The organism is Cystobacter fuscus, from assembly GCF_002305875.1.
GTDB classification, from domain to species: Bacteria; Myxococcota; Myxococcia; order Myxococcales; family Myxococcaceae; genus Cystobacter; species Cystobacter fuscus_A.
Genome location: NZ_CP022098.1, coordinates 4,331,507 through 4,349,108, shown reverse-complemented (window position 1 = coordinate 4,349,108; position 17,602 = coordinate 4,331,507). Strand labels below are relative to the sequence as shown.

Annotated in this window: 14 protein-coding genes and 1 pseudogene; 3 read left to right on the top strand and 12 right to left on the bottom strand. The window is 69.6% G+C overall.

What is annotated here, in order from left to right:
- Positions 1-26 precede the first annotated feature (26 nt).
- The 3 genes from CYFUS_RS17895 to CYFUS_RS17885 are packed head-to-tail and all read right to left on the bottom strand — an operon-like array spanning position 27 to position 4,863.
- Positions 27-1,205 (bottom strand): PHP domain-containing protein, encoded by a 1,179-nt coding sequence (locus CYFUS_RS17895; RefSeq protein ID WP_095992082.1) that lies wholly within the window; start codon positions 1,203-1,205, stop codon positions 27-29.
- On the bottom strand, positions 1,202-2,980 hold the full coding sequence (locus CYFUS_RS17890; protein ID WP_095986328.1) for an ABC transporter ATP-binding protein: 1,779 nt from the start codon (positions 2,978-2,980) through the stop codon (positions 1,202-1,204). The genes CYFUS_RS17895 and CYFUS_RS17890 overlap by 4 nt, the downstream gene beginning before the upstream one ends.
- Positions 2,980-4,863, bottom strand: coding sequence for a DUF4388 domain-containing protein (locus CYFUS_RS17885; protein ID WP_095992081.1), 1,884 nt, complete (start codon positions 4,861-4,863; stop codon positions 2,980-2,982). Before CYFUS_RS17885 ends, CYFUS_RS17890 begins: the two co-directional genes overlap by 1 nt.
- Positions 4,864-5,017: 154 nt before the next feature.
- On the opposite strand from CYFUS_RS17885, the gene lpxB reads away from it, so the two are divergent.
- The 3 genes and pseudogenes from lpxB to CYFUS_RS17870 all read left to right on the top strand — a co-directional run.
- Positions 5,018-6,169 (top strand): lipid-A-disaccharide synthase, encoded by a 1,152-nt coding sequence (gene lpxB / locus CYFUS_RS17880; protein ID WP_095986327.1) that lies wholly within the window; start codon positions 5,018-5,020, stop codon positions 6,167-6,169.
- Between the two features lie 37 nt (positions 6,170-6,206).
- The gene (locus CYFUS_RS17875; RefSeq protein WP_095986326.1) at positions 6,207-6,911 is read left to right on the top strand and encodes a polyprenol monophosphomannose synthase; all 705 of its coding nucleotides are present in this window, start codon (positions 6,207-6,209) and stop codon (positions 6,909-6,911) included.
- 8 nt (positions 6,912-6,919) lie between these two features.
- A pseudogene (locus CYFUS_RS17870) lies at positions 6,920-7,546 on the top strand (MarC family protein); the annotation flags it as partial.
- Between the two features lie 17 nt (positions 7,547-7,563).
- Here the strand turns inward: CYFUS_RS17870 and CYFUS_RS17865 are convergent.
- From CYFUS_RS17865 to CYFUS_RS17825, 9 genes are all read right to left on the bottom strand, one after another.
- Positions 7,564-8,010: a hypothetical protein gene (locus tag CYFUS_RS17865; protein ID WP_095986324.1), complete on the bottom strand. Its 447-nt coding sequence runs from the start codon at positions 8,008-8,010 to the stop codon at positions 7,564-7,566.
- A gap of 226 nt (positions 8,011-8,236) precedes the next feature.
- Positions 8,237-9,040 carry an LpxI family protein gene (locus CYFUS_RS17860; protein ID WP_095986323.1) on the bottom strand — a complete coding sequence of 268 codons (804 nt, stop codon included), beginning with the start codon at positions 9,038-9,040 and terminating at the stop codon, positions 8,237-8,239.
- An 8-nt stretch (positions 9,041-9,048) separates the two neighbouring features.
- Positions 9,049-9,825 carry an acyl-ACP--UDP-N-acetylglucosamine O-acyltransferase gene (gene lpxA / locus CYFUS_RS17855; RefSeq protein ID WP_095986322.1) on the bottom strand — a complete coding sequence of 259 codons (777 nt, stop codon included), beginning with the start codon at positions 9,823-9,825 and terminating at the stop codon, positions 9,049-9,051.
- 18 nt (positions 9,826-9,843) lie between these two features.
- Complete coding sequence (gene fabZ, locus CYFUS_RS17850; RefSeq protein WP_002627547.1) at positions 9,844-10,314, bottom strand: 3-hydroxyacyl-ACP dehydratase FabZ; 471 nt, start codon at positions 10,312-10,314, stop codon at positions 9,844-9,846.
- On the bottom strand, positions 10,311-11,375 hold the full coding sequence (gene lpxD, locus CYFUS_RS17845) for a UDP-3-O-(3-hydroxymyristoyl)glucosamine N-acyltransferase (RefSeq protein WP_095986321.1): 1,065 nt from the start codon (positions 11,373-11,375) through the stop codon (positions 10,311-10,313). The genes fabZ and lpxD overlap by 4 nt, the downstream gene beginning before the upstream one ends.
- A gap of 15 nt (positions 11,376-11,390) precedes the next feature.
- Complete coding sequence (locus CYFUS_RS17840; RefSeq protein ID WP_095986320.1) at positions 11,391-11,954, bottom strand: OmpH family outer membrane protein; 564 nt, start codon at positions 11,952-11,954, stop codon at positions 11,391-11,393.
- Between the two features lie 101 nt (positions 11,955-12,055).
- Complete coding sequence (gene bamA, locus CYFUS_RS17835) at positions 12,056-14,401, bottom strand: outer membrane protein assembly factor BamA (protein ID WP_198316611.1); 2,346 nt, start codon at positions 14,399-14,401, stop codon at positions 12,056-12,058.
- A 154-nt stretch (positions 14,402-14,555) separates the two neighbouring features.
- The gene (locus CYFUS_RS17830; RefSeq protein ID WP_095986318.1) at positions 14,556-15,230 is read right to left on the bottom strand and encodes an ABC transporter ATP-binding protein; all 675 of its coding nucleotides are present in this window, start codon (positions 15,228-15,230) and stop codon (positions 14,556-14,558) included.
- Positions 15,231-15,235: 5 nt separating this feature from the next.
- On the bottom strand, positions 15,236-17,602 hold the full coding sequence (locus CYFUS_RS17825) for an ABC transporter permease (protein WP_095986317.1): 2,367 nt from the start codon (positions 17,600-17,602) through the stop codon (positions 15,236-15,238).

Genomic DNA, 17,602 nt, shown 5'->3' with positions numbered 1-17,602 from the left:
GCCGGGCCGCGTCCCTCTAGCAGATCTCAGCGCCCCACGCTCCGTGCCAGCACCCGGACGGGACTCGGGACGATCCACGGCCGCCACTGACTCCCGAAGAATCGCCCTGGCGCTTCCACCCACGCCTCCACCTGGACCGCCCCCTCCTCCACCAGTTCCACCGACACGCCGTCCGGTCGCAGCCGCCCCGCTCCTCGCACCTCCACGCGGACGTGCTCCCGGGCTCCCGGCGGCAGGCGCACCGTGAGCACGTCGCCCACGTGGGCCTCCCGGTGCTCGGCGTCCACTCCCTCCAGGGCGAAGCCCTCCGGTTCACCCAGCGCCCGGAACGCACAGAGGGCCCGCCCACTCGCGAGCCCCTTCACCACCACCTCGGCGGCGGCGCGCGCGTCCCCGGGCAGCACGGGCGCAACCCCGTCTTCCCCGGGCGGCAGGTACATCGCCAGCGACTGGAAGACCTCCTCGTAGCCCGGCAGGCCGTGCGCATCGTGCGCGCACAGCGCCAGCCGCGGCTTCTCCCGCGCCAGCTCCAGGAGCTTCGTCACGGGCCCCTCGTCCGGCTCGACGAGCAGCATCACCCCGTGCACGCGCTGGCCAAGCCAGGCACCCACCGCGGGCAACAACCGGCTGAAGGGGTCGCGCACCGCGCTCCGGAAGAACGTGTCCGCCGAGTACAGCTCGAAGCCCTCGGCCCGCCGCGCGGCCCCCTCGTGGCGCCAGGGATTGCGCGCCTGCACCGGATGGGCGAGCACACTCACGCCCCCGGCCCGCTCCACCGCCGCCTGGGCCTCGCCCCCGTCCATCCCCTTGTGCACCCCCTCCAGCGGGCGCTCGAGGCCGAACGCCACGAGGTGCCCCGCGGCCGTGGAGATCTCCACTCCCTGGACCAGCAACACCCCGTCCACGAAGACGGGCTCGCGCGGGGTGAAGTCATTGTGATCCGTGAGCACCACGAAGTGCAGGCCCGCCACCTTCGCCGCCGCGGCCACCTCCGCCTCCGTCGCCCGCCCATCCGAGCGCGTGGTGTGCACATGGAAGGCGCCGCGCGGCCACCGGGGGCCCTCGGGCGCCGGGGGCACCACCGGGTAGTCGGCATACGAGGCCGCGAACGTGAAGAACCCCGCCCACCCCAAGAGGAGCAGCACCAGGCCCACCAGGGCCCGCAGCCCCTTGCCCACCCAAACCCACGCACCGGAGGGCTTCATGCCGCGCCCCGCTCGGCCCCCGCCTGCAACGCCCACAACGCCGCGTAGGGGCCTCCCCGCACCAGCAACTCCTCGTGGCGTCCCTGCTCCACCACCCGCCCCGCCTCCACCACGCAGATGCGATCCGCGTTCACCACCGTCGACAGCCGATGGGCAATCACCAGCGCCGTGCGCCCCGGCAACACCCGCGCGAGCGCCGCCTGCACCTCGCGCTCGCTCTCGGGATCCAGGCTGCTCGTCGCCTCGTCCAGCACCAGCACCGGCGCCCGCGACAACACCGCCCGCGCGATGCACAGCCGCTGCCGCTGCCCTCCGCTCAACTTCGCGCCCCGCTCGCCCACCCGCGTGTCATAGCCCTCGGGCAGTGCCTGGATGAACTCATGCGCGTTGGCCACCCGGGCCGCCGCCTCCAGCTCCTCGCGCGTCGCGTCCGGCCGCGCCAGGCACAGGTTCTCCCTCACGCTCCCCGAGAAGAGCAGCGGCTCCTGCGTCACCAGCGCGAACCTCGCCCGCACGCTCTCCGCCGTGTAACGGTCCGCGTCCACCCCGTCGAGCAGCAGCCGGCCCTCGCTCGGGCGCTCGAAGCGCAGCAGCAACTGGGTGATGGTGCTCTTGCCGCCCCCGCTCGGCCCCACCAGCGCCACCACCTGTCCCACGGGCAGCTCCACCGTCAGCCCATTCAAGGCCCGCCGCTCTCCATAGGAGAAGCCCACGCCCTCCAACACGAGGCCGTGCTCCAGGACCGGCGCCTCGGTGGCCCCGGGCGCGTCCTCCACCGGGTGCCGCAAGTCCAACAGCGCGAAGAGCCGCTCGCCCGCCGCGCCCGCCTGCATCGCGAACTGCGTCACCCGGCCCAGGTCCTTCACGGGCTGGTACACGAGCACCACCGCCGTGAGGAACGACAAGAGCGACGCGGGCTCCATGGCATGCGTGGCCGCCGCGTAGGCCAGGGCGCCCGCGAGCGCCGCCGCCGCCAGCACCTCCATCACCCCCGGCACTCCACCCCGCGCCCACGCGGCCCGCACCATGGCCTCCTCATGCGAGCGCGCGTGCGACGAGAAGCGCTCCAGCTCCGCCGCCTGCCCGTTGAAGGCCTGGATGGTGCGCATGCCGCCCAGTCCCTCCTGGAGCTGGCCCGCGAGGTGCCCCAGTTGCAACTGTCCCTCACGCGTGCCCCGCAGCGCCTTGCGCGTCAGCCTCGAGGCCGGCAGCGCCGCCAGGGGAAGCACGCACAGCATCAACCCACCCAGCAGCGGACTGAGCGACAGCGCCACCCCGGCGAGCACCACGATCTGCAACGAGTCGCGCAGGTAGGAGCCCACGGTGTACATGGCCGCCGCCTCCACCGCCTGTACGTCCGCGGAGAAGCGGCTGAGCAGATCCCCCATCCGCTCGCGCGCGAGCTGCGCGGGCGACAGCGAGGTGAGGCGCACGAACAGCTCCCGCCGCAGGTCCGCCACCGTCTTCTGGGCGAAGAGACCCATGAAGTAGAACTGCCCCAGGTACGCCACGCCCTTGATGAGCCCCACGGTCACCACCACCACGGGGAAGCCCCAGAGCGCGGCCTCGCGCGGCAGGTCCGCCAGCCACGGCACGGACTGCTCGCCGCCAAAGCCCCGCTCGCCACCCGACAACAGGAAGCGCAGCGCGGGGCCCAGCAGGTACGCGTACGCCCCCGTGCACAGTCCCAGCACCGCCATGCACACGAACGCCGCGCCCAGCACCGCCGCATGAGGACGGGCGTACCCCAACAACCGCCACAACGACTTGTGCATCACCGGCCTACTTTGCGCAGCGCGGCCTTCGCGAGCTGGGAGTTGGGGTTGAGTTCGAGCACCTTGAGCAGCTTCTTGCGCGCGCCCGACGCATCGTTCATCTCACTGTCGATGATGGCCGAGATGATGAGGGCCCGCTCGAGGTACGGATTGAGCGTGAGCGCCTTGCGCAGCACCTTCTGCGCGGCCCGGGCGCGGTCCTCCTTGGGCCCCGTGCCCGCCAGGAAGGTGGCCCACGCCAGGTACGAGTAGTACTCGGGCTCCTGGGGGTTGAGCCCCACCGCCTCCTCGAACTGGATGAGCGCCGAGCGGTACTGCTTGCGCTTGAGCGCCGCTTCTCCCCGCCGCAGCATCAGCTCGGCGTCCACGTTCACCGTGGTGGAGCGGCCCACGTCCATGCGGGACACGAGGTACTGCAGGTACGCCTTGCGCTTGTCCGGCACCGACAGCACCCGGTACGCCGCCGACAGCTTCTCCTGCACCGAGTCCAGCAGGTCCTTCATCTCCGAGGTGTCGTACTCGGCGTAGCTGTCCGGGTGAAAGCGCATGGCGAGCTCGTGATAGGAGCGCTCCACCGCCTCGCTGTCCGCGGCGATCTCCAGCCCCAGACAGCGGAAGTAGCTGCCGGTGATGATGCGCACCGCGCCCTCGCGCAGGTTGGCCGCCACGTCCGCCGGCAGCGGCTTGCGCTTGCGTGGGGCGATGACGTCCGGCACCACCATCACCTCGCCGGGCCCCTGGGCCACGGGCGTGGGCGAGAAGTCCACCCCGCCCACCAGCCGCAGGAACCACAACAGCGAGTAGCCCCGCCGCAAGTCGCCCCGCCCATGCGCGAGCAGATCCCTCAGCGGGATGCGCCCGTTCATCTGCATGGCGATCTTCAGGTCCTCCGTGTTCAGCCCCAGCGCGCCCAGATCCCTGCCGAAGTCGGGCGTGCGCACGGGAAACTCCGACTGGTGCGCGCGCAGGGGCGCGGCCAGCGTCTTGAGCGGCATGGCCCGGCGCGCTCCGTCCAGGATGGGCGCCAGCGCGGGCGTCTCCACCGTGGCCACCTCGCTCTGGAAGTCATCGCCGGGATAGAAGGCGTAGCGCCCCTCGCGCATGCCGATGACCTGGGCGACCCGGTCCATCGTGTACTCGCGCAAGAGCTGCAACAGCTCCTCGCCCGCGGCCTCCACCCCGGCCTCGTTGAGCGCCGCGCCAATGCGCAGGCCCGAGCCCAGCGCCTGCACCACCCGCTCCGCCTGCGCCTCGGTCAGCACCTGGCGCTGCAGCAGGTAGCTGGGCAGCGCGTCCTGCCGCGCGCTGGAGTCGTAGTTCACCGCGCTGCCCTGGGCGAAGAAGACCCGCCGCGTCAGATCCCGGTGCGCCACCACCAGCACGCCATCGCGGCGCAGGCGGTAGAGCGACACCAGCATCGCCGGCAGGGGAAACCCCTTGAGATCCCCACTGAGCACCGCCGGGCGCACCAGCATCCCCAGCACGCCCTTGAGCGGGGTGGCGTTCTGCTCCATGGCGGTCGCCAGCGCCTGGAGCTTGCCCACCAGCTCACCAGGCTTGAGCGGGTCGGCCACGTAGGCGTTCACCTTCAGGTCCACCAGGGAGGCCACGCCGCGGGCCCGGCCCAGATGGCCCTTGTCGATGGCCACGATGGGCACGCGCGCCCCCAGGCTGTAGCTGCGGATGAGGTGGCCCACGTGCGCGCCATCCAGTCGCGGCACGTCCACGGACATCACCACCAGTGAGGGATTGTCGGCGACGAAATGCTCCATCGCCGAGCCGGGCTCGCCCACGGCCCTCACGGAATAGCCGGCTTGAGACAGGACCCCGGTGAGATGCTCACGGGTGGGGGGATGGTTCTCGACCAGCAGAAGCTTCTTCACGGGCCCGCCAGTGTACACACTCGGCCCGCGCCGCAGCAGGCTGCTCTCGCCCCCGCCGTCCACCCGTTCCACCGCCAACGGACTGCTCGGCCGCCCCCCACGGAAGCAAGCACACCCTGGCCGGGTCTGGCGCATCGGGTAGGATGCGCGCCCCTTGTCCTCCGCCCCCCAGATTCTCGTCGTGGCCGGCGAGGCGTCCGGTGACGCCCACGCCTCCGAACTCGTCGCCGCCCTGCGCGCGCGCCGCCCGGACCTGTCCTTCTTCGGCATGGGAGGCTCGCGCCTCGCCGCCCAGGGCGTGGAGCTGCTCTACGGCGCCCATGAAGTCAACGTCATGGGCATCACCGAGGTGCTGCCCAAGATTCCGCGCATCCTCCAGGTGATGAGGGGCCTGGCGCGGGCCGCCGCCGAGCGCCGCCCCGCCTGCGCCATCCTCGTGGACATCCCCGACTTCAACCTCCGGCTCGCCGCGCGGCTCAAGAAGCTGGGCATCCCGGTGGCCTACTACGTGTCGCCGATGATCTGGGCCTGGCGCCGGGGCCGGGTGAAGACGATCGCCCGGCTCGTGGACCGCATGCTCTGCATCCTCCCCTTCGAGGAGGACTTCTACCGGGAAGCCGGCGTCGCCGCGCGCTACGTGGGCAGCCCCGTGGTGGAGCAGGTGCCCGCCCCCGCCAGTGCCCTCACCTTCCGCCAGAAGCTCGGCCTCCCCTCCGAGGCCCCCACCCTGGCGCTGTTGCCCGGCAGCCGCATGAGCGAGATCCGCCGCATCCTCCCCACCCTGGTGGGCGCGGCGAGGACACTGGCCGCCGAGCGTCCCGGCCTCCAGGTGGTGGTCCCCGTGGCGCCCACGATCGCCCGCGAGGAGATCCTCTCGCGCTTCGAGGGCAGCGGCGTGCAACCCATCCTCGTGGAGGGCCGGGCCCCCGAGGTGGTGGGCGCCAGCGACGCGGCCATTGTCGCCTCGGGAACGGCGGCGCTGGAGGCGGGACTGATGCAGCGGCCCCTGGTGGTGGTCTACCGCGTGTCGCTGCTCACCTACCTCGTGGGCCGGATGATGCTGAAGGTGGCACACGTGGCGCTCGTCAACCTGCTGGCCAACCGCCGGGTGGTGCCCGAGCTGCTCCAGGGAGACATGACGCCCGAGCGCATCGCCGGGGAGATCCGCCGCCTGTGGGTGCCGGGCGCGCCGCGCGACGAGATGCTCCGGGGGCTGGAAGAGGTGCGCACGCGCCTGGGTGAGTCCGGGGCCGCCGAGCGCGCCGCCGAGTCGGTGCTGGAGTTGCTGCCCGCGGCGAAAGTCTAGGAGCGCGCCCGAGCGCTCTGCTATGTCCCGCCGAGCGATGAATCCAGCGCTGGTCTGCATCCCTACCTACAACGAGCGGGATAATCTCGAGCCCATCACCCGCGCGGTGTTGGCGGCCGAGCCGCGGGTGGACATCCTCGTCGTCGACGACAACTCCCCGGATGGCACGGGGAAGCTGGCCGACGAGCTGGCGGCGAAGGAGCCGCGCATCCGCGTGCTCCACCGCGAGAAGAAGCAGGGACTGGGGCGCGCCTACCTCCATGCCTTCCGGCAGGCGCTCGACTGGGGCTACACGTACATCCTGGAGATGGACGCGGACTTCAGCCACGATCCGCGCTACCTGCCCATGATCCTGGACACGGCCCGGTCCGGCGTGGACCTGGTGCTGGGCTCGCGCTACGTGCACGGCGGCGGCACCATCAACTGGGGCGTGGGCCGGCAGCTCATCAGCCAGGGCGGTTCGCTCTACGCGCGGAGCATCCTCGGGGTGGACATCCGAGATCTCACCGGCGGCTTCAAGTGCTTCCACCGCCGGGTGCTCGAGTCCATCGATCTGAACGCCGTGCAGAGCACCGGCTACGCCTTTCAGATCGAGCTCACCTACCGCGCCCTCAAGGGGGGCTTCACGGTGAAGGAAGTGCCCATCGTCTTCGAGGATCGCCGGGTCGGGCAGTCCAAGATGAGCCGGCGCATCTTCGTCGAGGCGCTGACGATGGTGTGGAAGCTGCGCCTCACGGTGTAGGAGGGCGCATGTCCGAACAGTTCTCGCTGTTCATCGTGGCGCTGCCCGCGATGCTCTTCGTCGTCGATCCGGTGGGCCTGGTGCCCATCTTCCTCTCGATGACCGCGGGGGACTCGGAGGAGAAGATCCGCAGCACGGCGCGGCGCGCGTGCATCGTGGCGTGCGCGCTGATGCTCTTCTTCGCCCTCTTTGGCGGCGTCATCTTCAAGGTGTTCGGCGTGTCGCTGGGCGCCTTCCGGGTGGCCGGCGGCATCCTGCTGCTCATCACCGCGCTGGACATGCTCCGGGCGCGCCCCTCCGAGACGCGCACCACCCCGTCCGAGACCCAGGAAGGCATGGTGAAGGAGGACGTGGCACTGGTCCCCCTGGCGATGCCGCTGCTGGCGGGTCCCGGCGCCATCGCCACCGCCGTGGTGCTCATGGCCCGCGGCGGGGATCGGCTCGTGACGGCCGTGCCCGTGCTGCTGGCCATCTTGATCACCTTCGTGACGAGCTACTTCGTGCTGCGCGCCGCCAGCCTCGTGCAGCGCGTGCTGCGCCAGTCCGGCGTGGCCATCCTCGAGCGCGTCATGGGGCTCATCCTCGCGGCCATCGCGGTGCAGTTCATCGCGGATGGCGGCAAGGATCTGCTGCGCGAGCACCCCACGGTGTCTCAGATGCTGGATGCCGCCCAGACGCCCGAGCGCTTCATCACCGCGCCCTTGGCCTTGCCGCCCAGCGACATCCGGTTGGGGCCCGCGCGCTGCGCGTCATAGACGTAGCCCTCGCCCTGGCGCTGGAGGAAGAGCACCAGCGCCTCGCGGGTAATCTCCCGAACCACCTTGAAGTTGGGACCCCCACACGAGGGCTCTCCCGAGAACAGGCGCTCGAGCACGTTCTCGTCGGCGTCCTGGACGAAGACGAGCACCTGGGTGGGCCCGTCATGCCCGTCGGCCTCCAGGCCGGAGAGGATCTGCTGCGGGAGCTGCTCGCGCACCAGGGTCTGGACGAGTTCGCACTTGGTCGCCTCGTTTTCGGGGGCCGCGGGGGCGGGCGCGGGCGCGTGCATGCAACCAGGGGAGGCAAGGGCGAGCAGGGCGGGGAGCACGAGTCGCTTCATCCGTGGGTTCTCCTTGGGGCGGCACCGTCCGCCATCGCGGCGGAAGACGGAGGGACTTCGAGAGGAAGGCACCCTGGTGAGCACCCGGGTGCCGTGCAACGCGAATCCGGCTCCTTCGCGGCGGTGATGTTCGTAACAGATCCTTCGGGCTCGAACATTCCCTACCCCGAAACGAGCGACCATCCACTCCCCGACTCTCTCCGGGAGCGAGCGGCCAGCCAGCCCCTCAGGGCACGCCCACCAGGGAGATGCCCACGGTGTCGGCCTTCCGGAAGAGCTCAGGTGCGTCCAGCAGCACCGTCTTCCCCACCTCCAACGCCAGCACGGTGGCACCCACTTCCTTCATGACGTCCAGGGTGCGGGGGCCGACGGCGGGCAGATCGAAGCGCAGGTCCTGCCCGGGCTTGCAGCGCTTGACCACCACGGCGCCCGTACCGCCGTACTTCGCGCCCCGGCGGATGGCCTCGTCGGTGCCTTCCACCGCCTCGAGCGCCAGCACGTGGCCCTGGCGCACCACCACCGTCTGGCCCACGTCGGCCTGTCCGAGCAGCGTGGCCACCTCGCGCCCCAGCGCCACGTCCTTTTCCTGGACCGCGCTCAGGGCGGGTCCGGCGAGGTGCCCCGCGGGACAGAGGGCCTGTGCCAACCAGTCCGTGGGCGCCACGATGGTGACGCCGTGGGACTCGAAGTAGTCGGCCACCGCGCGCAACAAGGCGTCATCGCGCACGCTGCGCAGGCGCGAGAGGATGCGCACCGCGCCCAGGTCCGGCCGGGCCTCGGTGAAGGCGCGCACCCGGCCGATGCCCCCGGCCATCGCCGCCCGGGTGACGCCCGCGTCGCGGAAGGCGCGCAGGATGCGGTCCATCTGCCCCAGCCGCACCCACGTCAGGGAGGCGACCTCGGAGGCCAGCGCCGGATCCGTCTCGCCCCGGTGGGCGACCGCCACCACCTCCAGGCCCTGGGCCCGGGCCGCGCTGGCGAAGAGGAAGGGCAGACGGCCGTTGCCCGCGATGAGGCCAATGCGTTCCAAGGTGGGCGTCAGCGCGTCAGGCCGCGCTTGCTCTGGGCGATGAAGTCCACCAGGTAGTCGATCTCCGCCTGGCCGCCCAGCTCCGACTTCAGCCGGGCCACCGCCTCCGCCAGTCCCAGCTTCGAGCGGAAGAGGATCCGGTAGGCCTCCTTGATACGGGCCACCTGCTCCTCGCTGAAGCCATGGCGCTGCAGGCCGATCACGTTCAGGCCGGACAGCTCCGCCCGGTCTCCCTGCGCCGTGCAGTAGGGCGGCACGTCCATGGTCACCATGGCGCCCCCCGAGATGAAGGCATGCTTGCCCACCCGGGTGAACTGATGCACCGCGGACAACCCGCCGAGGATGACGAAGTCCTCCACCACCACGTGTCCGGCGAGCGCCACGCTGTTGGCGACCACGCAGCCACTGCCCACCACGCAGTCGTGGGCCACGTGGCTGCAGGCCATGAAGATGTTGTTGTCCCCCACCCGCGTCACCCCACCCCCGCCCACCGTGCCGATGTTGAGCGTGGCGGACTCACGGATCTGGTTGCCGTTGCCGATGATGAGCTGGGTGTCCTCGCCCGCGTACTTGAGATCCTGCGGCACGCCCCCCACGGAGGCGAAGGGAGAGATGCGGTTGCGCTCGCCGAGCGTGGTGCGGCCGTCGATGACGACGTGGGCACCCACCTTCGAGCCCGCGCCAATCGTCACCTTGCCACCAATGATGGAGTAGGGACCGACCTCCACGGTCTCGTGGAGGCGGGCATCCGGGTGGACCACCGCCGTGGGGTGAACCTGCGCCATGGTGTCTCCCTCGTCCTGTCAGGACGCCTCGGCGGTGGAGCCGCCCGACTTCTTGTCCTTGTCCACGACGGTGGCGAGGAACTCGCCCTCGGCCACCTTCGCTCCGTCAACCGTGGCCGTTCCCTTCGTCTTCCACACCGCGCCCTTGTGACGCAGCACCTCGACGTTGAGCTGCAACCGGTCTCCGGGCACCACGGGCTTGCGGAAGCGCGCCCCGTCCACGCTCATCAAGTAGGAGACCGACCGCGCGGGGTCCATGTTCTCCGTCTTGTAGGCGAGGATGGCCGACGCCTGGGCGAGCGCCTCCAGGATGAGCACGCCCGGCATCACCGGGTGGCCCGGGAAATGGCCGTTGAAGAAGGGCTCGTTCATGGTGACGTTCTTGAAGGCCACGATCTTCTGGCCAGGAACGATTTCCACCACCCGGTCCACCAGGAGGAACGGATACCGGTGGGGCAGCAGCGCCTGGATCTCCTGGATGTCCATCATCCGCCCTTCTCCTTTTTCTCGAGCATCTCCACCCTGCGCCGCAGGGTGCGCACTTCCTTGAGCAGCTCGCTCAACTGGCCGAGCGCGGCCGACGTCCGCAACCACTCGCGATGGGGCATGGCCGGGGTGCCGCTCACCACCTGTCCATCTTCCACGTCCTGCGCCACGCCCGACTGGGCCCCGACCTTGGCCATGTCGCCCACGCGGATGTGGCCCACCACGCCCACCTGCCCCGCCAGCACCACGCCCGTGCCCAGCTCCGACGAGCCGGACACGCCCGCCTGCGCGCACAGCAGCGACAGCGGGCCCACCTTCACGTTGTGGGCGATCTGCACCAGGTTGTCGATCTTCGTGCCGCGGCCGATGACCGTCTCGCCGATCGTCGCCCGATCGATGGTGGTGCAGGCACCCACCTCGACATCGTCCTCGATGCGCACGATGCCCGCCTGGGGAATCTTGTAGTGCTCGGGGCCCTGGGCGCCCTCGGGGTTGAAGGCGAAGCCGAAGCCGTCCGCCCCCACCACGCACGAGGCGTGGAGGATGACGCGCGCGCCCACCTGGCAGTGCTCGCGCACGGTGACGTTGGGGTAGAGCACGCTGTCCTCGCCCACCACCGCCGCCTCCCCCACGTACGCGCCGGGGAAGAGCACCGCGCCAGCGCCTACCCGGGCGCCCTTGTCCACCGTGGCCCCGGCCATCACCGTGGCGTCCGGGTGGACGCTGGCCTCGGGGTGCACGTGGGCGCCGGGCCGCACGCCCGCCTCGTAGGTGGGCCGCGGGTGGAAGAGCTGGGAAATCTGGGCGAAGGCCAGGTGCGGGTTGGACACACGCACCAGCGAGACGTGCTCGCGTGGCTCGGCATCCCGGCCCACCAGCACGGCCGACGCCCGGGTGGCGTCGTACTGCCGGCGGTAGCGCGGATTGCCATAGAAGGAGAGCTCGCCAGGCAGCGCCTCGACGAGCCCATTGAGTCCGGTAATCACGAGGCCGGCGTCACCGAGCAGCTCGCCCCCCACATGGGCGGCGAGCTCCCCGAGCCGGCGGGGCTTGGGCGTATGCACGGAAGAGAGCGGTGCCTACTTCTTGGGCGCGTCCTTGGCGACCGGGGCGTCCTTCGCCTTGCCCTTGCCGTTGTTGTACGAGCGGATGACCTCGTTGGTCAGGTCATACTGGCTCAGGGCGAACACCAGGCCGGAGTCACGCTTCTCGAAGACCATGCCCAGGCCCTCGCGGTCGGCGATGTTCTTGATGACGTCGTCGATCCTCGCGATGATCGGCTCCATCTCCTTGCGCTCGCGCTCGGCGGCCTCCCCGCGGCTCTTCTCCCACTTCTGGGCCAGGTCGTAGACCTTCTTCTGCAGGTCGGTGGCCTTCTGGACGCGCGTCTCCTCGCTCATCGCGCTCGCCTGCTTGTCCAGGGTCTCCTTCTCCTTGCGCAGGGACTCCTGCTCGGCGTCGATCTCCTTCTGACGGGCCTCCAGCCACTTCTGGAGACGGGCCTTGGCGGCCTTGCCGTCATCCACCTCGAGCATGACGCGCTGGTAATCCACATAGCCCATCTTGGTTTCGGCGGCGGCCAGCGTGGGGACCGCGAGCGACACGGCAATGGCCAGGACGGACAGTTTGCTTCGAAGCGACATGTGCGACAGCTCCTCGGGGGAAGTTTGGAAGGTTCGACGTCCCCCCGGTTCCCCTGTTCAACGGTCCCGGAAGACCGGGAACAGGGCGGACGGACGACCTATCAGAAGAAATTGCCGATCGTAAACTCGAAGAGGATGGGCTGATCATCCGGACGCTTGGTGAGCGGGATTCCCCACTCGAAGCGCAAGGGACCAACCGGCGAGAACCACCGGAAGCCGAATCCCACCGAGTGGAAGAGGCCCAGGGGCAGCTTGTCCTGCTTATCCTCGAAGAACCGCTCGTTGGAGGCGTAGGCGTTGCCCGCGTCGTAGAAGACCACGCCCCGGATGCCGGCCTTCTCGAAGATGGGGAACTCCAGTTCCACGTTGAGGATGAACTGCTTGTTGCCACCCACGTTGATGGACTGGATGGTGGCGTCGGGCGAGGCGGAGTTGGGCGCGAGCAGCGAGGGGCTGATGGTGCGCAGCGCGTAGCCGCGCATCGAGTTGATACCGCCCAGGTAGTAGAGCTCGGAGATGGGCAGGGGCCGCTGGTTGTCCAGCGACTGGATGTAGCCCACGGTGGCGTTGGTCTTGAAAACGGCGCCCAGGGGCAGCGGGAAGTACAGGCGCGAGTAGGCGCTGTAGCGCGCGAAGAGGAACGAGCCGCCGAGGAAGCTCGGCGCGTACTCCACCGAGCCGTAGTGGATGAAGCCCTGGGAGGGGAAGAGGCGGTTGTTGCGCTTGTCGTAGGTGACGGACAGGCGCGCCGAGCTCGTCACGCCACTGAGGAAGCGGTTGGCCAGCAGCACGCCGCCGATGCTCGACAGGGCGGAGACACTCACGTGCTCCTGCGAGTAGCCCACGTTGACGAGCAGGTCCTCGAGCACCTGGTAGCCCAGGCCGATGTTGCCACCCGTGGAGCGGCGGTCGAAGTCGACGTAGTTGGACTCCACCCGGAAGAAGTCCGCGGAGAAGATGTAGTTGGTGTCCAGGAAGTACGGGTCGAAGAACGACAGCTGCACGAGCGAGCGCAGGCTGGAGATCTGCGCCGAGGCGGACACGCTCTGGCCCCAGCCGAGGAAGTTGTTCTGCGACACCTGGGCCGTGAAGATGAAGTCCTCCACGTTGGAGAAGCCCAGACCCACCTGGAAGGTGCCGGTCGCCTTCTCCTTCACCTCCACCGTCAGGACGATGGAGTCCCTGCGCGAGCCGGGCTTCTGGTTGACCTCCACCGTCTCGAAGAAGCCGAGCGCCGTCACGCGCTCCTTGCTGCGGCGCACGCCGGTGCCGCTGTACAGCTCGCCCTCGTAGACGCGCAGCTCGCGGCGGATGACCTTGTCGCGCGTCTTGGTGTTGCCCATCACCTCGATGCGCTCGATGGTGACCTGGGGACCCTGCTGCACGTCGAAGGTCAGGTCCACCGTGCGCTGGTCGGCGTTGATGTTGGTGACGGGGTTGATGTTGGCGTAGGCGTAGCCCCGGTCGTAGTAGACGTCCGTGATGGCCTGGATGTCCGTGCCGAGCTTCGAGCGGCTGAAGTGCTCGCCGGAGTTGGTGCTCATCAGGCGCGCCAGCTCCTCCTTGGGCACCACCAGGTCGCCGGAGAAGTCGATCTTCCCGATGTCGTAGCGCTCGCCCTCGGTCACCCGGAGGGTGATGTAGATGTCGCGCTTGTCGGCCGACAGCGACACGTTGGGCTTGTCCACCCGGACGTTGATGAAGCCCTCGTCGTAGTAGGTGGCCTGGATGACCTGCAGGTCGCGCTGGAAGACCTCCTCGCGGTAGGTGCCCTCGCTCGTGAGGAACGACAGGTAGCCGCCCTGCTTGGTGAGCATCACGTCCTTGAGCCGGGAGACGGGGATCTTCTCCGCGCCCAGGATGACGATGTCCTTCACCAGCACCTTCGAGTTCTCGTCGACGGTGAAGACCACGTCGACCTGGCCACCCGCCACGGGCTCGATCTTGTGGGACACCTCGGCCAGGAAGTAGCCCTTCTCGATGTACTTCTCCTGGATCTTCTTCTGGGTGCTGCGCACCGTGTCCATGTCCAGGATGGTGAGGGGCTTGACCTCGATGGACTCCTTGAGGTCGTCCTGGCTGATCTCCTCGTTGCCGGCGAGCTTCACCGAGCGGATGGACGGGCGCTCCTGCACGCGCACCACGTAGATGACGCCGCCGGCGGGCAGGCGCTGCACGAGCAACTGCACGTCACTGAAGTAGCCGAGCGCCCAGACGGCCCGGAGATCCTCGGCGCTGCGGGACGTGTCGAGATCCGTGCCCACCTGGGTGCGCAGGGTACGGCGGATGGCCTCGGCCTCGACGCGGCGGTTGCCCTCGACGCGGATGTCGGTGACCTCGTCCTCGCGCACCTGCCGATCGGGATCGAGCGGCGCATCGGCGCTTCGGGGGGCGGAGGTCGCGGGAGGCGCATCCGTGTTCGTCTGCGCGAGCACGCGACCGGGCATCACCGTCCATGCGGCGACGAGGAGAGGAACAAGGAACCTGAGCGGAAGAACGGGGAGCCTCAAGAGCGATCGGCCGGTAAAGGGCGGGGCAATCTATGGGAGGAAATCAGCGGGTCTCAACGAGAAAGAGCCGGAGGGGGGTTTCCGCAAGGCCTCATGCCTCGGTTACCTGGCCGGCCATCAGCCGCAGACGCCGGGGCATGGAGCGCGCCAGGGTCTCGTTGTGGGTCACCACCACGGCGGTGATGCCCAGCTCCCGGTTCACCTCGCGCAGGAGCTGGTGGATGCCCTCGCCCGTGGCGGGATCCAGGTTGCCCGTGGGCTCGTCGGCGAGCAGCACCGCCGGCTTGAGCACCAGGGCGCGCGCCAGGGCCACGCGCTGCGCCTCACCTCCGGACAGCTCCCCGGGCCGATGATCCACCCGGGAGCCCAGGCCCACCCGCTCGAGCAACTCCCGCGCGTAGGCATAGGTGGGCGCCCGCTCCCGGCGCTGGATGAGCGCCGGCATGGCCACGTTCTCCAACGCGGTGAACTCGGGCAGCAGGTAGTGGCTCTGGAAGACGAAGCCGATGGTGCGGTTGCGGAAGTCGGCGATCTCCGCGTCGTTCATGGCGAAGACGCTCCTGCCCTCGAAGAGCAGCTCGCCCGCGGCGGGCATGTCCAGCGTGCCCAGCACGTGCAGGAACGTGCTCTTGCCCGCCCCGGACGCACCGATGAGGCTCACCATCTCCCCCTTGTCGATGTCCAGGGAGACCCCGCGCAGCACGTCGATGCGCTTGCCGTGCAGGAAGTAGCTCTTGAAGACGTCGCGGATGGAGAGCAGTGCCATCGTCCTCACTCCGCCTTGAGGCCTTCCACCGGCTCCACGCTGCTCGCCTTGAGCGCGGGATAGATGGACGCCAGGTAGGTGACCAGCACCGCGATGACCACCGCGAGCGCCGTCTGCACCGGCTCGATCTTCACCGGCAGGTTGGGGATGTAATAGACGGACGGGTCCAGTTTGATGCCCACCTTCAGGATGAAGTAGCACCACGCGAGCCCCGAGAAGAGCCCCAGCAGGCCTCCGGCCACGCCAATCTGGAGACCCTCGGCGAGGAAGATCTTCACGATGCCGCCGTCGGAGACGCCCAGGGCCTTGAGCACGGAGATCTCCTTGCGCTTCTCCAGCACGAGCATGATGACCGTGGCCACGATGAGGCCCGCGGCCACGATGATGATGATGGACAGGATGATGCCCATCACCAGCTTCTCCAACCGGAGCGCGGAGAAGATGTTGCGGTGGATCTCCCCCCAGTCCCGGGCGCGGTAGGGGTAGCCGCCCAGCTCGCGCGACACCTGCGTGGCGATGCGCCGCGCGTCGTCCACGTCCATCACCTTCAGCTCGATGCCCGTGGGCCCCGTGGTGTTGAAGAGCTTCTGGGCCTCGGCCAGGAGGATGTAGGCGAACTTGGCGTCGTACTCGTACATGCCCGAGTAGAAGATGCCCGCCACGCGGAAGGCGCGGCTCTTGGGGATGAGTCCCGCGGGGCCCAGCTCCGCGCCCTGGGGCGAGATGACGTTCACCCGGTCTCCCACCACCACGCGCAGGATGGTGGCCAGCTCCCGGCCGAGGATGATGCCCGGCAGCACCTTCTGCTCGCTGCTCCGGGTCGTCTTCCCGATGATGGGATCGATCTCCTCGTCCTCCTCGTCCTGGGCGGAGGGCTTCGAGCCCAGGCCCAGCGAGCGCCGGGGGACGATCTTCTCGGGGGTCTCCAGGTTGTCCAGCTCGCCCCCGGGCAGCATGTTCCGGCGCAGATCCAGCACCGAGCCCACCGTCTCCGGATCAATCCCCTTGAGGACGATGCCCTGCACCTCGTCCTCGGCGAGCACCATCACCGGGTTGTCGATGGAGGGCGTCTGGCCCGCCACGCCGGGCACCTTGGCGATCTGCTCCATCAGCCGCTTGTACTCGGACAGGTGGCCCGCGTACTTCGACACCACCACGTGTGAGTGCGCCCCGAGGATCTTGTTCTGCAGGTCCTCCTCGAAGCCGCTCATCACCGACAGGACGATGATGAGCGCCATCACGCCCACGCCCACGCCGCCCACCGAGAGCGCCGTCATCATCATGGTGGGCGACTGCTCGCGCAGCTTCAGGCGGTTGAGCGCGGAGGCGGCGGCGAGCGGATCCTTCAGGCCCAGTTCGCGGATGCGCGTGCGCTCCACGGCCGCCTCCACGGCGCGGATGATGCCGTAGATGATGAGCGGCGGAACGATGCCGAACAGGAGCACCGCCAGCGTGCCGAACACGAGCGTGGGGCGGAAGACCCCCACGTGGCGCCGGGCGACGAACAGCTCGAAGCCCAGCCGCAGGTCCATGCGCCCACTGCCCGCGGCGATGAAGCCCGTGTTGATGCCCAGCACCAGCATGAGCACCAGCAGCGAGAACACCAGCCAGTAGCCCACCACCGGGCGGCCGAGCATGTCCGCCACGTACGTCACTTCGCGCAGCCGGTAGCCCAGGGTCACCTGGAGGTCCGGCAACTGCTCCATCAGCGTCAGGCCGATGGGCACGGGCAGGCCGAGGTAGATGACCCCGATGGTGGCCTCGGGCATGGCCAGCCGCCGCGCCCGCGCGGCCCCCACGAAGCCGCACGCGAAGGCGACGAGCGAGGCGACGATGAGCGACACCGCGAAGGCGATCGGCGGCGCCAGACCCCCCTGCCCTCCTCCGCTCGCGCCTCCTCCGCTCGACAGGAACGTCTGCAAGAGGATGAGCACCAGCTCCGCCAGCAGCATGCCGCCGCCGTAGGCGCCCAGCGTGCTCCAGTAGAAGTCCCGGTACTGCGCGAGCCGGGGATAGAGCACCGCGCCCGCGGCCGGACTGGGCCCCTCGGTGGACTCCGGAGCCCGGCGGATGCCACTGGCGATGAGGACCCAGCCCACGATCCACGCGGCGGACCCGATGACGAGGTACTCGGTGCCCACGAGGCCCACCGAGGACGGCACGGCGGACTGCACCGCCACCAGGCCGACCGCGTTGATCGTCTGCACGAGCCCACCCCAGCCCAGGGCGGACAGTCCCAGCACCGAGGCGACCCGCGCCCACGCATCCACGCGGCCAATGGCCACGCCGAGCAGCACGACGCCCACGAGCGCCACGAGGACGCCACTCCAGATGAGGCTCCAGCGGTAGACGGTCTGCCGTTCGGCGTTCAC

Bases quoted from the DNA above. Each gene is read 5' to 3' on its own strand.
- CYFUS_RS17895 (WP_095992082.1), bottom strand. From the start codon at position 1,205: ATGAAGCCCTCCGGTGCGTGGGTTTGGGTGGGCAAGGGGCTGCGGGCC.
- CYFUS_RS17890 (WP_095986328.1), bottom strand. From the start codon at position 2,980: ATGCACAAGTCGTTGTGGCGGTTGTTGGGGTACGCCCGTCCTCATGCG.
- CYFUS_RS17875 (WP_095986326.1), top strand. From the start codon at position 6,207: ATGAATCCAGCGCTGGTCTGCATCCCTACCTACAACGAGCGGGATAAT.
- CYFUS_RS17865 (WP_095986324.1), bottom strand. From the start codon at position 8,010: ATGAAGCGACTCGTGCTCCCCGCCCTGCTCGCCCTTGCCTCCCCTGGT.
- lpxA (WP_095986322.1), bottom strand. From the start codon at position 9,825: ATGGCGCAGGTTCACCCCACGGCGGTGGTCCACCCGGATGCCCGCCTC.
- fabZ (WP_002627547.1), bottom strand. From the start codon at position 10,314: ATGATGGACATCCAGGAGATCCAGGCGCTGCTGCCCCACCGGTATCCG.
- CYFUS_RS17840 (WP_095986320.1), bottom strand. From the start codon at position 11,954: ATGTCGCTTCGAAGCAAACTGTCCGTCCTGGCCATTGCCGTGTCGCTC.
- bamA (WP_198316611.1), bottom strand. From the start codon at position 14,401: ATGCCCGGTCGCGTGCTCGCGCAGACGAACACGGATGCGCCTCCCGCG.
- CYFUS_RS17830 (WP_095986318.1), bottom strand. From the start codon at position 15,230: ATGGCACTGCTCTCCATCCGCGACGTCTTCAAGAGCTACTTCCTGCAC.